We start from the raw sequence: 23,757 nt of genomic DNA on the forward strand, positions 1-23,757 counted from the left end.
TTCACCGACCGTTTTTTATGAGGTGCTGCCGGTTACGACAATGAGTCGAACCGGAGGTCTCAGGTGTCAGTGCGCTGTGGCATGACGAGGTTTACGCGCGCTCGTGGGCGCAGAAGGGCGCGGCGTTTCCAGGGCGCGATGAGGCGCGTGGTGACGACGGGAAATCCGCATGACTCCCCACAACATGGCGGCCGCCACCGCCAGCCAGGCTGCGATCAGCATCACAATGGTCATTCCGAGGCTCATGTCTTCCTCCGGTTCTATACGCTTCGTTCTCTTAGTAACCGACAGTCTAGTCCGCAGGTTGTTGCTGAAAATTGACCGATGGTAGGAATTCTCTGACCGATTTGTTCTATCCAGCGCGAACCACTGCGCCTGGAGGCTATACCCGGTCCGTTGCCGGCTCTATGATCGGCGTCCAGGCCGGCTGCAGGTTGCCCCGGCATCTGACGAGTGAGTAAGCGATGTCCCGATTGGAAGTCTCTGCAAGCAAATGGAAGCGCTGGGCCCTGGCAGTGGTCTTGACCCTCGCGGGCTGCGCCGATCCCCACGCGTACAAGCCCGGGTATCCGCCCATGTACAAAAGTCTGCCGGATCGAGTGGAGATCAACTCGGTGCCGTTCTTCCGTGGCAAGGCCTATCAGAGCGGACCGTTCGCGCTGGCGAGCATGCTGAGTGTGCATGGCGTGCAAACCACGCCGGGGTTGCTGGAAAAGCCGCTGAAGCTGCCAGGTTCGGCCAATACGCTTGAGCAGAACATGGTGGACGTCGCCCGCGGATACGGCTTTGTGGTGTACCCGGTCGATCACCAACTGCCGGACCTGCTGGCCCAAGTGTCGGCAGGCTACCCGGTGTTGGTCCGTTTCAGTGAAGGATCGCTGTGGTGGAAAGAGCAGCGCTACGGTGTGCTGGTGGGGTTCAACCAGAACAAACGAGACCTGCTGATCTACACCGGGCTGGGCCGCCTGACCGTGAGCTTCGACGAATTCACTTCGGACTGGGACAGCGCAGGCAATTGGGGCGTGTTGGTGCAGGGGCCACGCCAGTTGCCATCTCCGCTCGACCGCGAACGCTGGCTCAAAGCCGCCCACGATCTGGCCCAGGCCGGGCAGGAACAGGCTGCCGGTGAGGCCGTGAAGACGCTGAACGCCGCGCGCTGAATAAGTCCGCGGCTATAGGCAGGTGTCGGTGGCGGTGTTCCCGACACTCCGCCAGACACCGGCGGGAAACCGCGTCACCCTGTGCCTGTCGCGGTCCGTGGATTAAAACCCCAATTTGTCCCGGAGGCTGTAATACCACGCCCCCAGCGCGGTGAGTGGCGTGCGCAGCATTTGTCCGCCGGGGAAGGGGTAATGGGGCAGTCCGGCGAAGGCATCGAAACGCTCGGCCTGCCCACGCAATGCCTCCGCCAACACCTTGCCTGCGAGATGGGTATAGGTCACGCCATGCCCGCTGCAACCTTGCGAGTAATAAATGTTGTCGCCCAGGCGGCCCACTTGCGGCAGGCGCGACAGGGTCAGGAGAAAGTTGCCGGTCCACGCATAATCGATCTTTACGTCTTTCAACTGTGGAAACGCTTTGAGCATTTTCGGGCGGATGATCGACTCAATGTTCGCCGGATCGCGCGCGCCGTAGACTACGCCGCCGCCGAAGATCAAACGCTTGTCAGCAGAAAGCCGGTAGTAATCCAGCAGGTAATTGCAGTCTTCGACGCAGTAATCCTGCGGCAACAACGTGCGAGCGAGCGCGTCGCTCAGCGGCTCGGTGGTGATGACTTGCGTGCCGCAGGGCATCGATTTAGCCGAAAGCTCAGGCACCAGGTTGCCCAGATAGGCGTTGCCCGCAACGATGATGAACTTCGCCCGCACCTTGCCCTGCGCGGTGTGCACCACGGGGTTGGCCCCACGGTCGATTTTGATTGCCGCCGATTGCTCGAAAATCATGCCACCCAGCGACTCCACGGCAGCAGCTTCGCCCAGCGCCAGGTTCAGCGGATGGATGTGGCCGCCACTCATGTCCAGCATGCCGCCGATGTACTCATCGCAGGCCACGACTTCACGGATGCGCCGCTGATCCAGCAGCTCCAGCTGCGTATGGCCGTAGCGCTCCCAGAGCTTTTTCTGCGCCTCTAGATGCCCCATTTGCTTCGGAGTGATGGCCGCGAACACGCCGCCGCTCTTCAGGTCACACTGAATCTGATATTTAGCCACCCGCTCGCGGATGATGCGCCCACCCTCGAAGGCCATTTCGCCCATCAATTGCGCCTGTTTCGCGCCGACTGTGCGCTCGATGACATCAATGTCTCGGCTGTAACTGTTGACGATCTGGCCGCCGTTACGCCCCGACGCTCCAAACCCCACCTTTGCCGCTTCCAGGACTATGACGTTGAAGCCGTTCTCCAGCAGGAACAGGGCGCTCGACAGTCCGGTATAACCAGCACCTATCACACACACATCGGTGTCGACCTCACCTTGCAGCAAAGGCCGTGCAGGCGCGGCATTGGCGGAGGCGGCGTAATAAGACTGTGGGTATGCGGTGTTCGTCATCCTGGGAGCCCTGTTTAATATTCTTTACGAGGGGCGATGCTACCTGAGATAAATGGCCGTCACCAGTGACGCCAAGCGAGCTAGGTGTCTTATATAAGTGCCACTGCGCAGCGGCGATCAGTAAAAGCCGCTTCATATCAGAGGGTTAGAAAAAACGTGCCGTTGACAGGCTGTTGAATATCCGTAGAATGCCGGCCCACAGCAGGCACGTAGCTCAGTTGGTTAGAGCACCACCTTGACATGGTGGGGGTCGTTGGTTCGAGTCCAATCGCGCCTACCAGACAAAATCCGCTCTGCTGGGCGGTGACAAAAAGGGCAATCCTATGGGGTTGCCCTTTTTTGTGCCCGCTGTTTTGACGTTCTCCACTGCCGTTTGTCGAATCCTTCGCACTCGTGGCGGATCTCTTCCTCCCATGTTCAGATGCAGATGATCTGCTTCGCACACAGGAGAAACCTCATGGCAATTGAAAACAACGGCCCCGAAGCAGCGTACCCTGGTCCAGACGCCGAGCCAGTGGACACCGGTGAAGGCCACGAGTCCGGGCTGGAGCACGCAGCGTCCGAACCCAAGCAAGGGACAGGGGAAAAACCTGAAGACTGGAATCCTCCTGCGGGCAATCCCGGGTCCGATCAGGACGCTCAGACCGGCCGAGACAATGGCGGCGCCTGATTGACCCAGCCGCATTGCGCAGGCCCAGGTTTTGATCCGGGCTTGCAGGGGCTGCTATAAGCAGTCTCAGTCAGCCTTGCTGCGACTGATTCGCCCCGCTTTAATCTCATCCACGTACGCCCGCAACCGGTCAGCGTCTTTGTACTGCTGATTCATCAGGTGCAGCACGGCAACCACATCGACATCCGTGATGCGCTCTGCCAGACGACTGATCTCTCCTGCACTGCGTTCCAGATTGCCCGCGATAGCGTTGAGGTCGCGCTTGAGTTCGAGCGCCGATTTTTTCATTCCCACGTTCATATTCCCCAGAAGCCGGCAGAGCAGGGCGATCGCCCTTGCTCGTTAATATCCGAGCGATGTAACAGGGACGTGATGATACGTCAGTGGCTAACGTTTTCAGGCCATATAAAAGGCGCTATTCAAGCGCCTTTCTGATTGACGTTCGGCGATTAACCTCCAGCACCGCCTGCGCTGGATGAACCGCCAGATGAACCTTTAGAGCTGCTGCCGGTTGAGCCGCTGCCGGTCGACGAACCGCCGGGCAGATCCACGTCGTTGCTGCCGCCAGTGCCGTTACTCATCGCACCTGTGTTCATGCCGCGACGGATGCCCATGGCAGGATTGGCAGGGTCCATGTCGGTGCCCTGACGTTCGATGTCGGCACCTTGTGTACGTGGATCTTGCCCTGTCTGCGATGGCAATGGGCCAGCGGCCGGAGCTGTCGCGCCCGCCAGCGCTGTGATTGAGCCGCACGCAAGCGCGCAGCCCAGGGCGAGTGCCGCAAATGATTTGTTCATCGGGAGATCTCCATGTCGAGGGTCCTGTCCTGCTTGGGCTCCACTGAATCGGTCATAGTGCCGTCAGGGCGACCAGCGGTCGCCTGAAGTTTTCCGGACGAAACATGGAGGGCGTCGGCTGTTTGCAAAAAATTCGCATATTCATAGGCTTAAGGCGCAAAAAGGCGTTGACACACTTTCGAATATCCGTAGAATGCCGACCCACAGCAGGCACGTAGCTCAGTTGGTTAGAGCACCACCTTGACATGGTGGGGGTCGTTGGTTCGAGTCCAATCGCGCCTACCAAACAAAATCCGCTCTGCTGGGCGGTCGCGAAAAGGGCGAGTCGAAAGACTCGCCCTTTTTTGTTGCCTGCGCTTTCATCTGCCGTGATTGATCTTCTCTTCGCTGTAGCTCAACGGCGCCGGTGGCTGCAGCCGCCTCACGTCCGTTCCGCGGCGTGTCCCGCCGAAAAAAAATGCCGATTTTTCAATCCCTACGCTGGACCTTTTGTCATGATGCGCGATCATCAGTGCATGGAAATCGAAAGGAGGTGCGTATGTTTGCTCGGTCACTGACCCTCGCCGTTCTGTTGGCTGTTGCCGGTCCCTTGCTGGCAGCCGATGGAGACACCCCCCTGGCGCAGGAGCGTGGCAAGTCGCGTCCGCTGATCATCATTGCCTCCAGTTCTGTGGACCCGACGCTGGTGACGCTGAAGAAGAGTCTGGATGAACCCGCCAATAAAGAAGCCTTCGCCAAGCACAATATGGTGCTGTACACCATCGTTTCCCTGGCTGGGCAGCGTAACGGCAAGGACATGGACGCCCAGTCGACCATGGCATTGATTCGGGAATTGAAGCTGGGCGTGCTGGATAAGAATCAGGCGCAGGTGATCCTGGTCGGCAAGGACGGCGAGAAGAAGATCGATCACAAAGGCGCAATCGACCCGAAAGAGATTTTCAGCACCATCGATCAGATGCCGATGGCCGAGAAGGAAGCCGCTGCACCGGCGCCGGTCGCCCCGGCTGCCGAGCCCAAATCGACGCCTCAAGGTGGCAAGCCGGGCAAAGCCGGCAAGACGGCACCTGCCGCACCCCCCGCTGGGCTGGATGACTGATCGAGCGCGGTCGAGGCCAACGGCGCTCGTACACATAGGGCATATGTGCGCTTGCTGGTAAGATCGCTCCTTTTTTATTGAAAGGACTGTCATGAAACACTGGGCGGGAGCTGTAGCGCTGGCAATGCTGGCGGGTTGCATGGGCTTGAATCAGACGCGTTCGGCCGGGCCTGCGCAGGTGTATTCCAGTCAGAAGCCCGCTGCCGCAGTGGCCGAATGCATCAAGGTCAGTTGGGCCAATGTGCAGCTGTTTGGTGACGTGGCCGATGTGTTCATGGAACAGGGCAAGCCAGGTGAATTCACGGTCTACACCACCGAAGGCGAATACTTCGCGGACGTGAGTGCACACGGGGCCACCACTGCCATCCGCTTTTACGCCAAGCCGGGCGGAAAAGCCGTGGATCAACGTGGTGCGATGGTCGCCACCTGCTTGTAACGATTGTTCCGCCCCTGGCTGCCGCACTTGCCAAAGTGCTGAGATCTAAACCGCCACGCATTGATTCTGGTCGTCGAGCCCGAATCAATGCTGCGCAGCGTCTTACATTGGCGGCGTCACGCCGTCCTTACCTGCAGAGATCGACAGCGCGCTCAATGAGCCGTCCGCTGCAGGTTGCGCTTGCACAATGATCTTCACACCCGGTTTGAGCAAGCTGCGGTCGCCGGGCACCAGATTGACAATGGGCACATCGTCGGGGATCACGATCGTCTTCTGGCCGCCCTTATAGTTCACGGTCATCGTACGCCCATTGCTGGTGACCAGATCGCCCACTGAGCCGTTGGTCATGGTGCTGTCTTTGCCCAAGTCGAACGCGCGATGGCCATCCCCCGTGCCTGCCAGTTCAGGCGGGAAAACGTGGACTTCCAGCGCCTTCAGCGTGCCATCGGCCTGGGGCACCGCAGCCGAGCCGATGTAGCTGCCAGGCTTGATGTCTGCTATCTGCGCCAGGGTCACGCCGCGCACTTGTGTGTCTTTGGTGAGGTTGACCTGCATATCTTCGTTGCGGTTGCTGTGGATTTTCAGCACATCGCCGTCCATCGCGGTAATCGCGCCGCGCACGCGGACGGGTTTGACGTCTTCGGCTCGAGCGATACCCGATGCGATCATGGCGCTGACCAGTAGCGTGGACAGCAGCAAGGTGTTGCGCAGCTGTTTGCCTGCTTTTGAATTCATGGGTGTTGTCATCCTTTGGGTGATTCGGAGCATCGAGCTTAGCCTGACCCGCATCGGTAGGTGATGACATTGCTGTCAGACACATTACTAACGGCTGAAAGATCGCCAAGTACAGCGATGTGCCAGTCCGCTACATAGACGGTTTGCATAGTCATATAGAATTAAAATGAATTTAAGTAATTAAATATCTGGTGATAAGGTTTTAAACCGTCGCTGGAACCTCGATTTAGGTTATTAAAACCTTCCAGATGACCACGTCCATTTCATTCATCTGGTAAGGGGACACCCATGGCCGTTTTCGATCATCTGAGTCGCCGTCGCCTGCTGGGCCTGGCGGGCGCTGCACTGGCGTCGCCGTTGTTAGTGTCATTGCCGCGAGCGGTCTGGGCGGCGGATGAACATGCCGAGCATGCCGCCCATGAGACGGGTGCCGAACCGGCCGGCACCGGGGATTTCATCAAGCTCGACCAACCACGCTCACTGAAACTGGCGATCAACCTGAACGCAGTCTGCCTGGCACCGGTGGTCATTGCCCACGGCCAGGGTTTCTTCAAGAAGCACAACCTGGACGTCGAACTGGTCAATTTCGGTAACTCCACCGAGGTGCTGCTCGAAGCGATCTCCACTGGCAAAGCAGACGCCGGTATTGGCATGGCGCTGCGCTGGCTCAAGGCGCTGGAGCAGGGCTTCGACGTCAAACTCACCGCAGGCACGCATGGCGGCTGCCTGCGGTTGTTAAGTGCGGTCAACGGCGGCGTCAACACGTTGGAGGACCTGAAGGGCAAAGCCATCGGCGTGACCGACATGGCCAGTCCGGACCGCAACTTCTTCTCGATTCTGCTCAAAAAGCATGGCGTCGACCCGGTGCGTGACGTGGAATGGCGGCTGTACCCGGCAGATTTGCTGGGCACTGCGCTGGAGCGGGGCGAGGTCCAGGCGGTCAGCGGCAGTGACCCGTTCATGTACCGGCTGATCAAGGCGGGCAAAGCGCGGGAGCTGTCTACCAACTTGGTGGAGGAGTACGCCAACCTCAGTTGCTGCGTGGTCGGCGTGACCGGCAAACTGGCGCGTGATGACAAGCGCGTGGTGGCTGCGCTGACCCAGGCGATTCTCGAAGCCCACGATTACTCGGTCAAACATCCCGAAGAGGTTGCCAAAGGTTTCCAGGCCTACGCCCTCAACACCAGCACAGAGGAAGTGGTGGCCATCCTCCACGATCACACCCATGGTCATCATGCTGTGGGGGCGGCATTGACCGCCGAAATCGCTACGTACGTGCGCGATCTCAAGACCGTCGAAGTGATCCGCCAAAGCACCGATCCTGCCACGTTCGCCGGGGAGATCACCGCCGATGTCTTCAGTTGAGCTCGCACATGCCTTTGACACCGACAAGCGTCTCGCCGGTAAGCTCTGGTGGCAAGGCCTGATCGCGGCTGCCCTGTGGATTGTGTCGGCGGCGTACATCGTCTGGTGGCCCAACGCTGCTCGCACATGGCCGATGACACAGGGGCTGGCCAACGTCTGCCTGGCGCTGGCCGCGGTTCTCGTACTGGCGGTGATACTGGGCCGCTGGTCCGAGCGAGTAGCGCGCCGCACTCAACCGCTGGGGCCGTGGCTGATGGTATTGCCGATCCTGCTGAGCCTTTGGGAACTGTTCACCGCCAAGCTCGCCTGGTTGCCGGTGCCTTTTTTCGCACCGCCCCAGGCCTTGCTGGATGTGTACGTCGATGATTGACCGCGACTGGGCGACAGCCTGCTGCATTCGGCGATCCTGCTGGGCAGTGGCGTGGCCGTTGGCGCGATCACGGGGTTCATTGCCGGCGTCGCCATTGGCTGGTCACGCAGCATCGGGTACTGGCTGCACCCGGTGTTGAGAATTCTCGGCCCGGTGCCGTCCACCGCCTTGCTGCCCCTCTGCTTTTTCCTGTTCCCCAGCAGTTGGAGCGCCAGTGTGTTTCTGATCGCCCTGGCCACGTGGTTTCCAGTGACGGTGCTGACCTGGTCCGGCGTGTCGAGTGTCGATAAGGCCTACTACGACGTGGCGCGAACCCTTGGCGCGAAACAGCGCTTTCTCATCTTCAAAGTGGCGATCCCCGCAGCGTTGCCGCATGTGTTCGTCGGTCTGTTCATGGGGCTTGGCGCGTCATTCTCGACCCTGGTAGTGGCAGAGATGATGGGCGTCAAATCCGGCATCGGCTGGTATTTGCAGTGGGCGCAAGGCTGGGCGGCCTACGCCAACATGTACGCGGCGCTGCTGATCATGGCAATGGCCTGTTCGGGGCTGATTTCAGGGCTGTTTTTGATTCGTGACCGGCTTTTGGCCTGGCAGCAAGGAGCGATGAAATGGTGAGTACCGCACAGGCAAGTGTCACGCAACGCAGTCCGGGGCTGGCGTTGCACATCGACAACCTGAGCCACGGTTTTTCCTTTGAAGGACATCGGCTGCCGGTGCTGGAACGGGTGTCTCTGGACGTGGCGCCCGGTGAATTCGTTGCGCTGCTGGGGCCGTCCGGCTGCGGCAAGTCGACGCTACTGCGGCTGGTCGCCGGGCTTGAAACGGCCGACCGTGGCACCTTGCAGGCCGACGGCGCCGACATCACCTCACCTGACCCTGGCCGAGTGGTGGTGTTTCAGGACCCCACGCTCTATCCCTGGCGCCGCGTGTGGGACAACGTTGCCTTGGGGTTAGAAGCACAGGGCCTGTTGAAGACCACCCGAGGCAAAGTCGACCAGGCGTTGGCCAAGGTCGGCCTCAGTCAGTTTGCCCGCGCCTACCCTCGGCAACTCTCGGGTGGCATGGCACAGCGCGTGGCCCTGGCCCGAGCCCTGGTCAACGAGCCGCGGCTGTTGATCCTCGATGAACCGCTGGGCAAGCTCGATTCGTTGACGCGGATTGCCATGCAGCAGGAGCTGATCGATCTCTGGCAACGGCAGGGCTACACGACATTGCTGGTGACCCACGACGTGGAGGAAGCGTTGCTCCTGGCCAACCGGGTGATTGTCTTCAGTGATCGTCCCGCGACGATCAAGGCTGAGCTGACCATCGACCGCGGCTATCCACGCCACCGTGACGACCCGTACCTTCTTGACCTGCGCAAGCAGATTCTCGGTCTATTGGGGCTGGGCGAACGTTGGTAACGGGCGGTGGCGCGCCGTCATCGTGAATGACCGGGCGCCACTCCGAGGATTTATGGCTGTTGCAGCGAGACGGCGGTATTAGCGAGTTTCGGCTGATTGAACATGCTCACCAGCACTTCGTCGAGGATCGATGACGCACCCCATGGTCGCGCGTCATTGAGAATCGCGACCACCACCCAGGTGTTGCCGTTGCTGTCGCGGCTGAACCCGGCGATGGCACGAACGGTGTTCAGCGTGCCGGTCTTGATGTGCGCTTCGCCGCGCAACGCCGTGCGTTTCAGGCGTTTGCGCATGGTGCCATCCATGCCGGCGAGCGGCAGCGAACTCATGAACTCGGCCTGGTACGGACTGTTCCACGCGGCCTGGAGCATCTGTGCCATTTCACGGGCGCTGACACGCTCGGCACGGGAAAGGCCGGAGCCGTTCTCCATCACCAGATGCGGCGCAGTGATGCCTTTTTTCGCCAGCCATTGACGGATCACCCGTTGCGCAGCCTTGGCGTCATCCCCATCCGCTTCATTGCGAAACGCCGAACCAAGGCTGAGGAACAGCTGTTGGGCCATGGTGTTGTTACTGAACTTGTTGATGTCGCGAATGATTTCGGCGAGGTCGGGAGAGTAGGCCTTGGCCAGCAACTTGGCGCTCCCGGGCACCACGTCCAGACGGTCCTTGCCGAGAATCGTGCCGCCCAGTTCCTGCCAGATGGCCCGTACGGCGCCAGCGGTGTAGGTCGGGTGATCGAGCAATGACAGGTAGGTCTGCGAATTGCAGCCATCGCCGAGCTGACCGGACACCGTGACGGTGATGCCGCCATCGGCTTCAGGCACCGGGTTGTACAGCACATCGCCCGTGCATTTGTTCGACGACAGCGCCTTGACTTGATTGTTGATGTGAATGGCTGCGATCGGTGGCTCGACCGAGACCAGAATCTTGCCGCCGTCGTTGCGGGTCACGAAGCGCAAGGCCTTGAGGTTAACCATCAGCGAATCGGGACGGACCAGGAAGGGCTTGTTCTTGTCGTTGCCGTCGTCATCGAACACTGGCAGTTGCGGCTGGATGAAATGACTGCGGTCCAGCACCAGATCACCCGTCACTTGCTGGACGCCGTTGGCGCGCAGGTCGCGCATCAGCAGCCAGAGCTTTTCCATGTTGAGCTTCGGGTCGCCACCGCCTTTAAGGTACAGATTCCCACGCAACACGCCGTTGCTCAGGGTACCGTCGGTGTAGAACTCGGTTTTCCACTGATGGGTCGGGCCGAGCATTTCCAGCGATGCATAGGTGGTGATCAGCTTCATGGTCGACGCCGGATTGACCGAGACGTCAGCGTTATAAACGGTAGGGGTGCCAGGACCGGTCAGCGGCAGCATGACCAGCGAGAGGGCATTGTTGTCCAGTTTGGCGACCTTGAGGGCCTCCTGAACCTTGGGCGGTAACCCGGTGTTGATGGGGGCAGCGGCAACAGACAGCGAAATCGGCAGAAGCAGGGTGGCGAAAAACAACGGACGCAAAGACTTGATCATTCAATAAACCCTACTGCGATGAAGAGGAGAAACAGGAGGGGATGAATTCCCTCGTGACATGAACCTGACCGTGTCGAAAAAAGTGGCACGGCCCCTTGGGCGGAAAATGTAGCCCGGTGACAGTGCGGCATTATGCCCCAAGCTTTCGTGACTTGCGCCGGGGGACAACCGTCAAACCGCGCTATTTTTTCAAAAGCTCCCCGATTGTCACGTGAAACAATGGTTTTCCGTGTGTTTTCACCCATCGACGCCCATAAAAAAACCACCCTAAGCGGGTGGTTTTTGGTGACGAACGCCATGAGGGCTTTCGTCATGCCATCGCAGCGCGATTACTTCGCGGCGTTGATTGGCTTCTCCGGGTACCAGGCATCCAGCAGCGGGCTGACTTCAACCTTGGTCACTTCGCTGCGGCCCTTGAGCCAGGCTTCGACGGTGGCACGTTGTTCTTCAGTGACCGAGCCGCGCTCTGCCAGGCAGACCAGGCCGTAGTCGTCGCCGCCAACGTAATCCAGGCCGTTGGCGTCCATGGCTTCGGTGAGGAAGGCGTCAAGGAACGCATCCACTGCTGCGTCGTCCAGACCCTCTTTGAACTCCAGATTGAGCTCAAAACCCAATTCCTGAAACTCGTCAACACACAGCTTCTTGCGCAGACGACGGGAACGGTTAGTAGCCATGAAAAAATTCCTCTGATTAATTACGGTGCGCAGTCTACCAGCTAAGGACGTGTGATGCGTGTTCTGTTCGATGGCCTGTCAGAACGGGGTGGGGCACGGCACTTGAGGGCTTGGCGTCGCAGTGGAACTCGGTGTCGCCGATGTTTTCGAAATGCCCACGCGGGACGGTTGCGCGCATTCAAGCGTCAGGAACGAGTGTGTCGTCGGGCGTTAATCTTTCCTTAACCACCGGGCGTAAGCCTGCATTTTTTCCAAGGGGCTTACATGTTGCGATCAGAACTCTCGCGCCTCGCCGTCGCCGGTGCGCTGTCAGCCGTCGCGTCCATTGCAGTGGCTGCCGATGCCTCAGGCGCTCGTTACGGCGAGCACCTGGAGGGCTTCAAATACCCCTATCCCTTGCAGCACTTTGCGTTCGAGTCTCAGGGTGCTCATGTACAAATGGGCTACATGGATGTCCCGCCGACTGGCGCTGCGAACGGTCGAACAGCTGTGCTCATGCACGGCAAGAATTTCTGCGGGGCGACGTGGGAGGACAGTATCAAAGCGTTGACCGCTGCCGGATACCGCGTTGTGGCACCGGATCAAATCGGCTTCTGCACCTCGACCAAACCCGATCATTACCAGTACAGCTTTCATCAGCTCGCCGACAACACCCACGCACTGCTGGCCAGCCTTGGCATTCAAACCGCTGACATCATCGGGCATTCCACAGGCGGCATGCTCGCCGCCCGCTACGCCCTGAGCTACCCCGAGCAAACTGCCAGGCTTGTCATGGTCAACCCTATCGGTCTCGAGGACTGGAAAGCGAAAGGCGTGCCGTGGCGCAGCGTTGATCAGTGGTATCAGCGGGAGCTGAAGTTAAGCGCGGACGGCGTTCGCCAGTACGAGCGCACCACCTATTACGCTGGGCACTGGAAACCCGAATACGAACGTTGGGTAAACATGCTTGCGGGGCTGAACGCAGGGCCCGGACATGCCAAGGTAGCGTGGAACTCCGCATTGATCTACGACATGATTTTCACCCAGCCAGTGGTGTACGAATTGCCAAACCTCAAGGTGCCCACGGTGTTGATGATTGGTGATGCCGACACCACGGCGATAGGCAGCGACATCGCGTCACCCGAGGTGAAAGCGCGGATCGGCCATTACAACGTGCTGGGCAAGGAAGCCGCCAAGGCCATCCCGGGTGCCCGACTGGTCGAATTCCCCGGCAAGGGACACGCGCCGCAAATGGAGGACCCGGCCCAGTTCAACAAGGCATTGGTTTCCGAACTCGATCGCAGCTGACGCTGATTGACGCGCAAAAAGGGAGTGGCAGCGATAGGGTTGCTCTCCCTTTTTGCGTTTGTCGCGGTATCAAAACGTCGAAGACTGCGGTTGGCGATGTTGGCGCAGTCCCTGTTCGAGTGCCGCCAGCGCTTCCCTCAACGATTCAGCGTGTGCAATCAGTGTCGTCCGCGAGCTGTCATCGTCACAGGCCTGTTCGAGCCGATCGCACAGTGCGATGACCTCGGCAGCGCTGATGATTCGCGCCGCGCCTTTGATCTTGTGCGCAATGTCGCGCAACTCTTGACGGTCGCCCCTTGCGCTCACCTCGCTCAGTTCTTGCGCGTCTTCGCGACAGCTGCTGATCAACTGGCTGATCAGGTGGTCGATCATTACCGGGCGGTCGCCAGTGAGGGCCAGAATGCTCCCCATGTCGAAAGGTGGCGTCCTCGTTTGGGCACCCCGATACCGTTGTCCGACGCCAACCTTCGACAGTCGTTCGTTCAGCACCGTGAGGCTGATCGGCTTGAACAGGCAGTCGTCCATGCCGGCCTCGCGACAGCGCTGGATTTCCTCGGGTTGGGCGTTGGCGGTAAAACCCAGCACGGTGCAGGGTTGCTGATCCTGTTCGCGCTCGTGTGCCCGGATCGCGCGGGTGAGGTCGTAGCCGTTCATCACCGGCATGTTGCAATCGACGATCACCAGATCGAAATGCCGGGCCAGCCAGTGTTCCAAGCCTTCAGCGCCCTGTTCGGCGACGTCGCAGCGATGCCCCAGAAAGCCCAGTTGCTGGCACAGCAGCAATCGGTTCGCGGGGTGATCGTCGACCACCAGAATGTCCAGCGTCGCAGCGTGCTGCTCAGGGCTGTCCTTCACGACGGGATGGCTGGCCAAGGGGTCAAGCGGTGTCAGGTCGAAGGTCATCTGCACCCGCGTACCCTGGCCCGGCTCGCTGTCGAGGGCCAGGGTGCCGCCCATCATTTCGCACAGGCTGCGGCAAATGACCAGGCCCAGCCCGGCGCCCGTTCGGGCCAGTTGTCCGCTGTTGTCCGCTTGTGAGAACGGGGCGAACAGCCGCGCCTGATCTTCCTGCGTAATGCCGATGCCGCTGTCCTGAATGATGACGTGCAGTCGAACCTGCTGTTCATTGGGCGAGTCTTCGGCCTGCAGGCTGATACGCACCTGACCTTGCTGGGTGAACTTGATCGCATTGCTGATGAGGTTGGAAAGGATCTGCTTGAAGCGCAGCGGGTCGATGAGCACGTCGATGTTGATGCGGCTGTCCAGGTCCAGTTGCAAGGCCAGGCTTTTTTGTCGCGCAAGACCATCGAACACCCGGACCACCGATTCCACCAGTTGGCGCAGGTTGGCCCGTTCCGGGCTGAGGGTGAGACGGCCGGATTCGATGCGCGCGATGTCGAGAATGTCGCCGATCAGCTCCAGCAAGTCTTTGGCCGAACTGTAGGCCACCTCGATAGCAGGGCGGTCGAGGTGGCCTTGATCCGCTCGTTTCAGGGCGAGTTCGAGCAGGCCGATGACGGCGTTCATCGGTGTGCGAATCTCATGGCTCATGGTCGCCAGAAAGGTGCTCATGGCGCGGTTGGCGTCGTCGGCCTGTTGCTTGGCGCTTTGCAACTCTTCGATCAGTTGGCGCCGTTCGCTGATGTCGATCCAACCGCCGATGATGCCTTGCACCTTACCGAGGGAATCCCTGAACGGCAGGATCCAGTGATAGATCGTCAGGGCTTGATCGCCGATGTGCAGCGAACGGTCGAGGATCAGCGGTGTGTTGTCTTGCATGACCCGTTGATAATCAGCGACGTATTGCCGGGCTTCCTGAGCGTCGCTCAGCACTCCGTCGAGAATGCTTTTGCCGATCACATCTCCGCGCTGGGCGGAAAACGCGGTCAGGTAGCTGTCGTTGCACATTTGCAGCAGCCCGTCGCGGTCCCGCACGTAGATGGGGTGGGGCGTGCCGTTGACCAGCGCGCTCATGAATTCGAACTGGTCGCTGAGCGCCCGCTCGGCGCGTTCCCGTTGCTTGATCTGACGGCGCATCCAGGCGTTCCACGCCAGCGAACCCAGGAGCAGCAGGCCTGCGCCGATGACGATCTGGTAGACCAGCAACTGATAGTCCTGCCAGGCACCGCCCCCGGAGGGGACATACGTGCGCCAGCGATTGTTGATCACCGCGAGGTCTTCCGGGGCGATGCTCGACAGCGCTTTATCAATGATGCCACTCAGCTCGGGCGCGTTGCGGGAAGTCGCCATGGCGATGCGCGCCGGATCGCGTCCTACGGTCACCCGCATTTGCAGGGCGTCACTCAGCCCTCGCGACGTGATGAAGTAGTTCGCGCTGAACAGCGAGGTGATGGCCCCTTCCACGCGACCATGAGCCAGCATGTCCAGGGCCTGGGCCGGATTGTCCACTTCCACGGGGTAAATGCGCGGGTGGGCCTGCTGCAGATATTCCATTGCCGGACTGCCCAGGGTGAGGGCGATACGCTTGTCTTCGAGTTGATCGAGGTTGGACGGGCTGGAGGGCTCTTTGCGGGTGACCAGTACGAACGCATTGGCCATGTAGGGCCGGCTGAAGTTGAAGCGGTTTTCCCGTTCGTCGCTGGGCACCATGGCGCCGATCAGGTCGGCCTGGCCCTGGGCGAGCCGGTTCATCATGTCACGCATGCTCGGCGCATGGCTGATCTCGAAGCGCAGTCCGGTGCGTAGCTTGATCAGGTCCAGCAGGTCTGCTGTCACACCGCGAAAGTTGCCGTTCACGTCGAAGAAGGTCAGGGGCGCATACGCGTCGTTGATGACGACCCGGACAGTGGGGTGTTGAGCGATCCAGCGCTCCTCGCGCTGGGTCAGTTGCAATTTTTGATCGGTCAGCAGGAGGTCGGCCCCGGCGCCCCAGCGCTTGGAAATGGCGATGCGCTCTTCGATGGGAATGCCTTTGAGGACCAGATTGATCACGTCCAGCAGTGCTGTGTTATCGGCCTTGACCGCAAAGCTGAAGCCGTTGGGTTCATGCTTGCCGAAGTTGGCCATCTGCACGTTGTTCAGATAGCCCTTGTTGATCACGTAGTGGGTGGAAATGGCGTCGCCCAGGAACACATCGGCCTGATTGAACGCGACGGCATTGATCGCGCTCTGGAACGACGGGAACGTCTGCAAACTCGCCTTGGGGTATAGCGCGCTGATTTCATCAGGCGGGAGGTAGTGATACACCATGCTCAGGCGCAGGCCGTTGAGGCCGTCGGTGAGACTACGGGTCTCGCCGGTGCGGGTCACCAGCACCGGCTGGTCGACGGCGTAGGGTGAAGAGAGCTTAAGGTCGGACGCCGCGGCTTCGAAGCCGTTGGCGCTGCCCAGCAGGTCAATTTCCCCGCTGAGCAACGCATCGATGGCGGCATTGCGCGTGTCATAGCGCAAGACCCGGACGGGCAGGTCCAGCGCGCGGCCGAGAATGCCGGCGTAGTCGGCCGTGAAACCTTCGTAGTCACGGCCTGTAAGGGTCATGTCGAAAGGGGGGTAATCCGGAGCGGACGTGCCCAGGACCAATTCTCGCTTGTTGCGCACCCATTGCCACTGTGTCCGGTCCAGCGTGACGTCCATATGAGCCGGATTCGCACGGCTGAGCAGCGTATAGCGTTCGGCCGCGTTCGATTCAACATGAATCCCGACGCCCAGGCACGCGAATACGAACGCGATCCAATAGTCCTTTAACCCCTTAGACATCCTATCTCTCACACTAGCGAATTGCGTTTTGCCATCTCGATAAGTTCGACGAGCGTCTTGACTTTCAATTTCTGCATCAAACGGGTTTTGTAAGTGCTGACTGTCTTGTTGCTCAGAAACATGCCCTTGGCGATTTCCTTGTTTGTTCGTCCCTGGGCAAATAACTGCAGCACCATCAATTCGCGATCATTGACCAGTTTGAAGCGTTCCAGTTCGTTAGGATCGCCATCGCCGTGTGTCGCGCCGAGCGCCTGGCTCGGAAAATAATTGTAGCCGGAGAGTACCGCTTTGACCGAGCTGACAAGTTCGCTGAGGTCTTCTTGCTTGCATACATAGCCTGCGGCCCCGGATTGCATGCAGCGAATGGCGAACAAGCTGGGTGCCTGCGCCGTCAATACCAGAATCTTCGCTGGCAGGTTCATGGCGTTGAACCGCGTCAGCACCTCGAGACCGTCGAGTTTCGGGATGCTGATGTCCAGAATGATGAGGTCCGGCATGCATTCACGGACCATCTGCATGGCGTCTACGCCGTTGTCGGTCTCACCCACGATCTCGTAATTTTCATTCTCGAGCAGCATCCGAATGGCGAGGCGAATGACAGGATGATCATCGATGATAAAAACAGTTTTCATAATTCATTCCATAACGAGCAACGAAGAAGGCGCGCACCTTATCGCAGATAGCGGAGGGCGCGCATGAACAGATAGGGCTGATCGCTATATATAGGAAAGGTCCTACAAAAATTAGCGTATTGCCGTACGTCTATACCCAAGTGGCTCAAAAATGTTTAAAAAATCGGAGGTCTACAGTTGCCGAAAAAGTTATCAGAAAAAAGGCGTTTATTGCGAATAGGAATGATCCTACATTCATGTCAGGCAACGACTACATATTTAAACAACTCGAATGAATGATGCGGCGAAACCTACCCTCAAAGTAGGGTATTCGGTAAAGGTCGAGAGAGTGTTTCGGTATTAAGTCGCCAGCCGGGGAAGTGCTATTGAGATGCCGCGATGGCGTCAGCAGTCACTTGGTGCACAAGACATCAGTTGGAACAATTCGAGCGTGTTCAATGGTTTGACCAGGCAGCCCAGTAATGGAATGCCGTTTTGCAGGGCCTGATGTTCGATGTCGAGCAGTTTTGCCGGTTCGAGACCGCTGAGCAGCACGGCTTGCCGCACCAGTGCGCGCTGGCTGGCGATGTCGATCAGTTCGATGCCGCTCATGTCGGGCAAGCGTTGATCGCAGAGCAGCAGGTCGTACGGCGTGTCACTGCGTTCGAGCGCCGCCAGCGCTTCGGCAGCGCTCAGGGCAGGTGTCACGCGGTAGAGGCCATGGTTGTTGAGGAGGATTTGCAGGGCGATGAGCTGAAACGGGTGATCCTCTACCAGCAGAATGCGAAGGTTGTGTCTGGACATCGAAGTTTCCTGGCAGAGCGGTGGGTTCCCTTCTTACCGCGGCCCTGGCGCGTCGGATGAGAATCGGCATGGGGGAGCGGCTTCGGCAGGTCAGCCTGCGTCACTCGCGTTTGAGGGCTGGCGGATTATTCGGTAGAGGTCTGGGGGCGGCGATAGGGTTTTTCCGGATCAAGCGTAGGAAGCTTCCGAAGATTCAGTTTTCTTTTCCGTGGTGCATGAAAAGAAAAGCCCGAATTCCAATAGGATTTCGGGCTTCGTGCCGCCTTGGGGCGGCGAGTATGCATCGCAGGTTACTGGATCGGGCTTGAGCGTCCGGTCATTTCACGGGCCATTTCGCTGGCGTAGCTGTCGGTCATTCCTGCGATGAAGTCGATGACCCTGAGGAACGATGTGTGCAACGACCAGCTGGGGTCAGGGGCGTTGTTCCCCAGCAAGTCGAGGATACGGCGGCTTTTGAACGACGGCGTGTGGCCGCCGAACTGTTCCAGCGCCGCACCACAGAATGCGTTCAGCAGAATCTCCAGCGTCGTGTAGGCGCCGATTTCGTGCAGCGTCTTGCGCTTGTCCTGGAAGATTTTCTTGCGGGCCATGTCCTTGGCGCTGAGAACGCAACGTTTTGCCGGGCCGTGCATGTGTTCGACCAGATCGCCTTGCAGCGTGCCTGCGAGCAGGGCGTCCTGTTGTTCGACGAAGGCCCGGGCTGCCGCGTTGGTCAAGTGCTCGATGGCCTTGCCGCGCAGGATCGCCAGTTTGCGTCGCCGTGAGTCGTTGGGGCCAAGCTGGCGGTAGGTGTCCGGCAGGTCGTCGCCTACCAGCCCGAGCAACAGGGATTCGACTTCCGGGTACGTCAGCAGCTCCATTTCGAGGCCGTCTTCGAGGTCGATCAGCGCGTAACAAATGTCGTCCGCCGCCTCCATCAAGTACACCAGAGGGTGCCGCGCCCAGCGTTGTTCCTCAAGTTGCGGCAGGCCGAGTTTGTGGGCGATCTGCTCCAGGATCGGCAACTCGCTCTGGTAGCAGCCGAATTTGTGTTTCTTGTAGCCGAGCGAGTCGGCGTGGCGGGCGGTCCACGGGTATTTGAGGTAGGTGCCGAGGGTAGCGTAGGTCAGTCGGGTGCCGCCTTCGAACTGGTGATACTCCAGCTGGGTCAGCACGCGAAAGCCTTGAGCGTTGCCTTCGAAATTGAGGAAATCGTTGCGCTCGACGTCGCTCATCGCATCCAGCCAGCCGCGTCCTGCCGCCTGCTTGAACCAGTTGCGGATGGCGTCTTCGCCGGAGTGACCGAAGGGAGGGTTGCCAATGTCGTGGGCCAGACACGCCGACTGCACCACCATGCCCAGATCGCTGGGTTCGCACCAGTCGGGCAGGGCGTTGCGCAGGGTTTCGCCCACGCGCATGCCGAGCGAGCGACCCACGCAGCTGACTTCGAGCGAGTGGGTCAGACGCGTGTGGATGTGGTCGTTGCTGGTCACCGGGTGAACTTGGGTCTTTCTTCCCAAACGGCGAAACGCCCCGGAAAAGATGATGCGGTCGTGGTCCTTGTGGAACGGGCTGCGCCCCAATTCTTCGGGGCTGTGCAGGGTCTTGCCGAGGCGCTCGCGGGTGAGCAGGGTCTGCCAATCCAAGGCCGGTACTCCATCAAGTGATGACCGGGCTAGCTTCCCGGTTCACCCGCCGGGCTGCAAGCAGAACATGGCGTTGTCGGTGAATCAAAAGCCGGCGGCGTCGACGTCAATCAGCAGCAGGCGCTGACCGTTGTCGAAGAACTGCCCGGCGGTGAGGCAATACTGGTTGCTCGTCGCGTCACGGTAGGTGTTGGAAAGGGTCAGCCGCCGTTCATGCCAGCCCTCGGCGAGCAGGTGGTAGAAATAGGGACGCCACGACCAGTTGTGCCCCATGTAGCGGGTGTCCGCGATCCAGGCGCCCTGACGCCATTCGAGGTTGGGCGTAAGTTGCGTGCCATGCCGGTCGCATTGGTAAAAGCGCAGCAGCCAAGGGTAGTCCTGCACATCCGGCAGGCTGGCCAACGGATCGTCGCCCTCAGCCCACGTCTGTAGACGCTGCATGAGCTGGCTGAGCTGCTTGCGCAAGTTCATCCAGCGCTCGCGCTCCACCACTTTCTGCATGACGTAGCGATCGCGCAACTCGGCGAACCGCTCGACGAAAGCGTCGGCGGCGAAAAAGTGGTCTTCAGCCTGAGCGAACAGAAAGCCTTGGACATAGCGGGACCCGCATTCCAGCGCGAAGTGCAGTTCCGCTTCGGTTTCCACCCCTTCGGCGATGATCCAGCAGCCGGTTTTCTCGGCCATTTGCGCCAGTGCCTTGACGACGTCGCTGCTCGGCCCTCCGCGGGCGGCGGCCTGGAACAGGCGCATGTCCAGCTTGAGGATGTCGGGCTGCAAGGCCAGCACCCGGTCGAGCTGCGAATACCCGGCACCGAAGTCATCGATGGCGATGCGCGCGCCGGCTTCACGGTAGCGCGCTACCACTTCGCTCAGGCGCTGGCTGTCGCCGCCCAGTTCAGTGATTTCGAACACGATGCGTTGTGCCGGAATGCCATGTTGGTGCAGCTGCTTGAGGCTCGGCAGGGGCTGGCCCGGACGAAGGCGGCTGATCCAGCGCGGCGAAATGTTGATGCTGAGGAACCAATCGTTGGGCACCTCATGCAGGCGCCCCAGGGCATTGTCGCGGATCAATCTGTCGAGCTTGCGCAGCTCGGCCGCTGGCCTGCGCGGGTCAGCGAACAGCGGGCCGACGGACTGCAGACGTCCATCGGGGTGGCGCAGGCGCCCGAGTGCTTCGATTCCTGCAATACGGCCAGTGGCGGTATCGATGAACGGCTGAAAGCATGCTAGCGGTTGCCCATCGATCACATGGCCTCCTCGTTGATGATTGGCTTTTTAGGTCAGGCACACGCACCAAGCCCAGTCAGGAGACTGGGCGAAAGGGCGGGTCAGGGTTTGTTTGCAAGAATGCAGCCAAATGGCCAGCTCAGCGACGACGCCCTGAGCTTTGGAGGACAAGGCGAATAATCGGAAGAACGCTGGCGCTGAGTTTCACTAACCGCGTGACGCTGCCACTGCGCTTGCTGCGCGCGCCTTTTCCGGTGAGGAAGCCCAACAGGGAGACAATGCCGACGCCCCACAGCGGCGCATGTTTGATGCCCAGCGAGCCGGGCAGATCATGAGCCATGCCACGCATCCGATGCAGCGGGCGCATCAGTTGCGTGGATTCGTGGCGAATTTCCTGCCTGTGCATTTCCATACGCAAGCGGATCAACGCCTTGCGTAACTCCCGACGATTGTGAGTCTGAGGCGAATCAGGGGTACTCATGGCATCAGTCGCTCGCGGTCATTGGCCAATTCTTCCAAGGTGGAATGGAAGGGCGAGGATTCGTCGAATATCGCGGCGCGCAAGCGCATCGCGCAGAACAGTGCAGCCAGCGTGTAAAACGCGCATAAGCCAATGATGCCGCTGAGGCGGTAGCTGTCCCACACCAGAATCAGCAGCAGTGCCGACAACCCGATGAGCAGCAGCAACGCGAATACCAACGCCAACCCCGCGAAGAGCAGCAAGCTCACGGTGCGGGCTTTTTGCTCCTGCAATTCGATGCCGAACAGCTCGACATGGCTATGCAGCAGGCCCAGGAAAGCCGCGCCCAGCCGACGTGGCGAGGAGGTGTTGTCGGTCTCGGATGGACCTGTTCCTAGGGTCATATCGATCAGCGCCTTGTGGCCAGCAGACCGAGCAGGAAGCCGACGCCGGCGGCAATGCCCACAGACTGCCAGGGATTGGCTTGCACATATTCTTCAGTCGCTACCACCGCTTCCTGACTGCGATTGCGTAAGGCTTCTTCGGCAACGGTCAGGGTCTCGCGAGCGCGTACCAAGCTGTCGTTGATTTGATCACGTAGCGCGTCAGCCTGTTCGCCGGCCAGGGAGGCCGTGTGCGCCAGCAACTTTTCCGTGTCGGCAACCAGCGTTTGGAAATCGGACATCAAAATGTCTTGAGCTTTCTCTGCGGTCGGGCGAGCCATGGTGTTCTCCATTGGGTTGACGATATTGGGTTTCGAGTATGGCCTATTCCGGAAGGTTCATTCCAATTGCCCTTTGTTGATGCTGGGTCGTCTGGTACAGCTTTTGCTTTTCGATGGTGCGCCAGGGAGGCGGCGCGCTCCAAAGCAGAGCGCAGCAACCGACAAATCGCCAGGAACGTCGATCGATAGTCACCAAACTACGAAAAAAGCCTCAGCGTTCAGCCTCTCTGCTTATAAATGTGCGCCGATTTGGTTCGTGCCACATGCTCCCTGCGCCAATTTAGTGCGTTTGGCGATAGGGCGTTCGCAGAGCTGTCCCGCTCTGGTGCTTTTCATCACTTGCAGGCCTGCCTCTCGATGGAAAATGTACAAAGTGCCGTGGACACCTTGATCCATAGCTCAAACACCCTGTTCATGCTGATCGGCGCGGTCATGGTTCTGGCCATGCACGCCGGTTTTGCCTTTCTCGAAGTCGGCACTGTCCGGCAAAAAAACCAGGTCAACGCCTTGTCGAAAATCCTCAGCGATTTTGCCGTGTCGACGCTGGCGTATTTTTTCGTGGGCTACTGGATTGCTTATGGCGTCAGCTTCCTGCAACCGGCGAGCGTGCTGGCGACCGATCATGGTTATGGGCTGGTGAAATTCTTTTTCCTGCTGACGTTCGCAGCGGCCATTCCGGCCATCATTTCCGGCGGGATTGCCGAACGTGCGCGGTTCGCGCCGCAGTTATGCGCAACGGTGTTGATCGTGGCATTCGTCTACCCCTTCTTTGAGGGCATTGTCTGGAACGGCAACTATGGCTTGCAAGCCTGGCTGCTGAAGACCTTCGGCGCGGCTTTCCATGACTTCGCCGGATCGGTGGTGGTGCATGCCATGGGTGGATGGCTGGCGCTGGCGGCGGTGACCCTGCTTGGTGCGCGCCATGGCCGGTATCGCGAGGGCAGACTGGTGGCCTATCCGCCGTCGAGCATTCCGTTTCTCGCGTTGGGTTCGTGGATTCTCATCGTTGGCTGGTTCGGCTTCAACGTCATGAGTGCCCAGACCCTGGATGGCGTGAGCGGCCTGGTGGCCGTCAACTCGCTGATGGCCATGGTTGGCGGCACGGTGGCGGCGTTGATCGTCGGTCGCAACGATCCCGGTTTCCTGCACAACGGGCCCCTGGCCGGGTTGGTGGCAGTGTGCGCCGGTTCCGACGTGATGCACCCGGTCGGCGCGCTGGTCACTGGGATCGTTGCCGGTGCCTTGTTTGTCTGGTGCTTCACCGCCGCGCAAGTGAAATGGAAGATTGATGACGTGCTGGGCGTCTGGCCCTTGCATGGCCTGTGCGGCGTCTGGGGCGGAATCGCCTGTGGCATTTTTGGCCAGACGGCCTGGGGTGGCATCGGCGGCGTCAGCTTGATCAGCCAATTGATCGGCAGCGCACTGGGCGTGTTGATTGCGCTGGCGGGCGGCTTTCTGGTCTACGGCGTGATCAAACGTTGCCTGGGGCTGCGATTGAGCCAGGAGCAGGAGTATTACGGCGCCGACCTTTCGATTCATAAGATCGGAGCCGTCAGCCATGATTGAAGCGCGATAAGCGCGATTGGCTATGCTTGTTCCGCAATGGGGCTAGCATGGCCGGAGCGCCTGCCCCGACATGCCTGATTTGTCGCCGCCCTGGCTCAAGGGCTGCGTCTGCAGTAGGAGCAGT

Annotated in this window: 23 protein-coding genes, 2 tRNA genes and 1 pseudogene; 11 read left to right on the forward strand and 15 right to left on the reverse strand. The window is 59.8% G+C overall.

Annotation, left to right across the window (positions count from 1 at the left end):
• Positions 1-66 precede the first annotated feature (66 nt).
• Entirely contained in the window at positions 67-246 is a 180-nt protein-coding gene (locus B3N48_RS20795) for a hypothetical protein (protein ID WP_296187054.1), read from the reverse strand.
• 218 nt (positions 247-464) lie between these two features.
• On the opposite strand from B3N48_RS20795, the gene B3N48_RS20800 reads away from it, so the two are divergent.
• Positions 465-1,160, forward strand: a complete 696-nt coding sequence (locus tag B3N48_RS20800) for a cysteine peptidase family C39 domain-containing protein (protein WP_296187055.1) — start codon at positions 465-467, stop codon at positions 1,158-1,160.
• Positions 1,161-1,262: 102 nt separating this feature from the next.
• On the opposite strand, the gene B3N48_RS20805 is transcribed toward B3N48_RS20800, so the two are convergent.
• The gene (locus B3N48_RS20805) at positions 1,263-2,546 is read right to left on the reverse strand and encodes an NAD(P)/FAD-dependent oxidoreductase (RefSeq protein WP_296187056.1); all 1,284 of its coding nucleotides are present in this window, start codon (positions 2,544-2,546) and stop codon (positions 1,263-1,265) included.
• 203 nt (positions 2,547-2,749) lie between these two features.
• On the opposite strand from B3N48_RS20805, the gene B3N48_RS20810 reads away from it, so the two are divergent.
• Positions 2,750-2,826, forward strand: a tRNA-Val gene (locus tag B3N48_RS20810).
• A gap of 177 nt (positions 2,827-3,003) precedes the next feature.
• Positions 3,004-3,216 (forward strand): hypothetical protein, encoded by a 213-nt coding sequence (locus B3N48_RS20815; RefSeq protein ID WP_296187057.1) that lies wholly within the window; start codon positions 3,004-3,006, stop codon positions 3,214-3,216.
• Between the two features lie 66 nt (positions 3,217-3,282).
• Here B3N48_RS20815 and B3N48_RS20820 read toward each other — a convergent pair whose 3' ends face one another.
• Complete coding sequence (locus B3N48_RS20820; RefSeq protein WP_414704264.1) at positions 3,283-3,504, reverse strand: hypothetical protein; 222 nt, start codon at positions 3,502-3,504, stop codon at positions 3,283-3,285.
• A gap of 161 nt (positions 3,505-3,665) precedes the next feature.
• Positions 3,666-4,013 (reverse strand): hypothetical protein, encoded by a 348-nt coding sequence (locus B3N48_RS20825; protein WP_296187059.1) that lies wholly within the window; start codon positions 4,011-4,013, stop codon positions 3,666-3,668.
• A 208-nt stretch (positions 4,014-4,221) separates the two neighbouring features.
• On the opposite strand from B3N48_RS20825, the gene B3N48_RS20830 reads away from it, so the two are divergent.
• The 3 genes from B3N48_RS20830 (at position 4,222) to B3N48_RS20840 (ending at position 5,545) form a co-directional block, all read left to right on the forward strand.
• Positions 4,222-4,298, forward strand: a tRNA-Val gene (locus B3N48_RS20830).
• Positions 4,299-4,551: 253 nt separating this feature from the next.
• On the forward strand, positions 4,552-5,109 hold the full coding sequence (locus tag B3N48_RS20835; RefSeq protein ID WP_296187061.1) for a DUF4174 domain-containing protein: 558 nt from the start codon (positions 4,552-4,554) through the stop codon (positions 5,107-5,109).
• A 91-nt stretch (positions 5,110-5,200) separates the two neighbouring features.
• Positions 5,201-5,545, forward strand: a complete 345-nt coding sequence (locus B3N48_RS20840; RefSeq protein WP_296187062.1) for a 2-oxoacid ferredoxin oxidoreductase — start codon at positions 5,201-5,203, stop codon at positions 5,543-5,545.
• Between the two features lie 102 nt (positions 5,546-5,647).
• Here B3N48_RS20840 and B3N48_RS20845 read toward each other — a convergent pair whose 3' ends face one another.
• Positions 5,648-6,280: a DUF5666 domain-containing protein gene (locus tag B3N48_RS20845; RefSeq protein WP_296187063.1), complete on the reverse strand. Its 633-nt coding sequence runs from the start codon at positions 6,278-6,280 to the stop codon at positions 5,648-5,650.
• Between the two features lie 288 nt (positions 6,281-6,568).
• Here B3N48_RS20845 and B3N48_RS20850 point away from each other — a divergent pair, with 288 nt between their 5' ends.
• The 3 genes and pseudogenes from B3N48_RS20850 to B3N48_RS20860 all read left to right on the forward strand — a co-directional run bounded on the left by B3N48_RS20850 (position 6,569) and on the right by B3N48_RS20860 (position 9,418).
• Positions 6,569-7,645: an ABC transporter substrate-binding protein gene (locus B3N48_RS20850; RefSeq protein WP_296187064.1), complete on the forward strand. Its 1,077-nt coding sequence runs from the start codon at positions 6,569-6,571 to the stop codon at positions 7,643-7,645.
• A pseudogene (locus B3N48_RS20855) lies at positions 7,632-8,630 on the forward strand (ABC transporter permease). Before B3N48_RS20850 ends, B3N48_RS20855 begins: the two are co-directional and overlap by 14 nt.
• Positions 8,624-9,418, forward strand: a complete 795-nt coding sequence (locus tag B3N48_RS20860) for an ABC transporter ATP-binding protein (RefSeq protein WP_296187065.1) — start codon at positions 8,624-8,626, stop codon at positions 9,416-9,418. Before B3N48_RS20855 ends, B3N48_RS20860 begins: the two are co-directional and overlap by 7 nt.
• A gap of 50 nt (positions 9,419-9,468) precedes the next feature.
• Here B3N48_RS20860 and dacB read toward each other — a convergent pair whose 3' ends face one another.
• Both dacB and B3N48_RS20870 read right to left on the reverse strand, forming a co-directional pair.
• Complete coding sequence (gene dacB / locus B3N48_RS20865; protein WP_296187066.1) at positions 9,469-10,938, reverse strand: D-alanyl-D-alanine carboxypeptidase/D-alanyl-D-alanine endopeptidase; 1,470 nt, start codon at positions 10,936-10,938, stop codon at positions 9,469-9,471.
• A 329-nt stretch (positions 10,939-11,267) separates the two neighbouring features.
• On the reverse strand, positions 11,268-11,612 hold the full coding sequence (locus tag B3N48_RS20870; protein WP_296187067.1) for a YggL family protein: 345 nt from the start codon (positions 11,610-11,612) through the stop codon (positions 11,268-11,270).
• 264 nt (positions 11,613-11,876) lie between these two features.
• Here B3N48_RS20870 and B3N48_RS20875 point away from each other — a divergent pair, with 264 nt between their 5' ends.
• On the forward strand, positions 11,877-12,899 hold the full coding sequence (locus tag B3N48_RS20875) for an alpha/beta fold hydrolase (RefSeq protein ID WP_296187068.1): 1,023 nt from the start codon (positions 11,877-11,879) through the stop codon (positions 12,897-12,899).
• A gap of 69 nt (positions 12,900-12,968) precedes the next feature.
• Here B3N48_RS20875 and B3N48_RS20880 read toward each other — a convergent pair whose 3' ends face one another.
• The 8 genes from B3N48_RS20880 to B3N48_RS20915 all read right to left on the reverse strand — a co-directional run bounded on the left by B3N48_RS20880 (position 12,969) and on the right by B3N48_RS20915 (position 22,067).
• On the reverse strand, positions 12,969-16,616 hold the full coding sequence (locus B3N48_RS20880; protein ID WP_414704265.1) for a transporter substrate-binding domain-containing protein: 3,648 nt from the start codon (positions 16,614-16,616) through the stop codon (positions 12,969-12,971).
• Between the two features lie 8 nt (positions 16,617-16,624).
• The gene (locus B3N48_RS20885) at positions 16,625-17,248 is read right to left on the reverse strand and encodes a response regulator transcription factor (RefSeq protein ID WP_296187069.1); all 624 of its coding nucleotides are present in this window, start codon (positions 17,246-17,248) and stop codon (positions 16,625-16,627) included.
• A 384-nt stretch (positions 17,249-17,632) separates the two neighbouring features.
• Entirely contained in the window at positions 17,633-18,031 is a 399-nt protein-coding gene (locus B3N48_RS20890) for a response regulator (RefSeq protein ID WP_296187070.1), read from the reverse strand.
• A 290-nt stretch (positions 18,032-18,321) separates the two neighbouring features.
• On the reverse strand, positions 18,322-19,656 hold the full coding sequence (locus B3N48_RS20895) for a deoxyguanosinetriphosphate triphosphohydrolase (protein ID WP_296187071.1): 1,335 nt from the start codon (positions 19,654-19,656) through the stop codon (positions 18,322-18,324).
• An 84-nt stretch (positions 19,657-19,740) separates the two neighbouring features.
• Positions 19,741-20,904, reverse strand: a complete 1,164-nt coding sequence (locus B3N48_RS20900) for an EAL domain-containing protein (RefSeq protein ID WP_296187072.1) — start codon at positions 20,902-20,904, stop codon at positions 19,741-19,743.
• Positions 20,905-21,022: 118 nt separating this feature from the next.
• Entirely contained in the window at positions 21,023-21,364 is a 342-nt protein-coding gene (locus B3N48_RS20905; protein ID WP_296187073.1) for a hypothetical protein, read from the reverse strand.
• Entirely contained in the window at positions 21,361-21,747 is a 387-nt protein-coding gene (locus B3N48_RS20910; protein WP_296187074.1) for a phage holin family protein, read from the reverse strand. Before B3N48_RS20910 ends, B3N48_RS20905 begins: the two co-directional genes overlap by 4 nt.
• A 5-nt stretch (positions 21,748-21,752) precedes the next feature.
• A complete protein-coding gene (locus tag B3N48_RS20915) occupies positions 21,753-22,067 on the reverse strand; it encodes a DUF883 family protein (RefSeq protein ID WP_296187075.1) in 315 nt (104 codons plus the stop codon).
• 357 nt (positions 22,068-22,424) lie between these two features.
• Here B3N48_RS20915 and B3N48_RS20920 point away from each other — a divergent pair, with 357 nt between their 5' ends.
• Positions 22,425-23,633, forward strand: coding sequence for an ammonium transporter (locus tag B3N48_RS20920; RefSeq protein ID WP_296187076.1), 1,209 nt, complete (start codon positions 22,425-22,427; stop codon positions 23,631-23,633).
• Positions 23,634-23,757 lie beyond the last annotated feature (124 nt).

Origin of the sequence: Pseudomonas sp. UBA1879, assembly GCF_002338065.1 — a bacterium.
Classification (GTDB): domain Bacteria; phylum Pseudomonadota; class Gammaproteobacteria; order Pseudomonadales; family Pseudomonadaceae; genus Aquipseudomonas.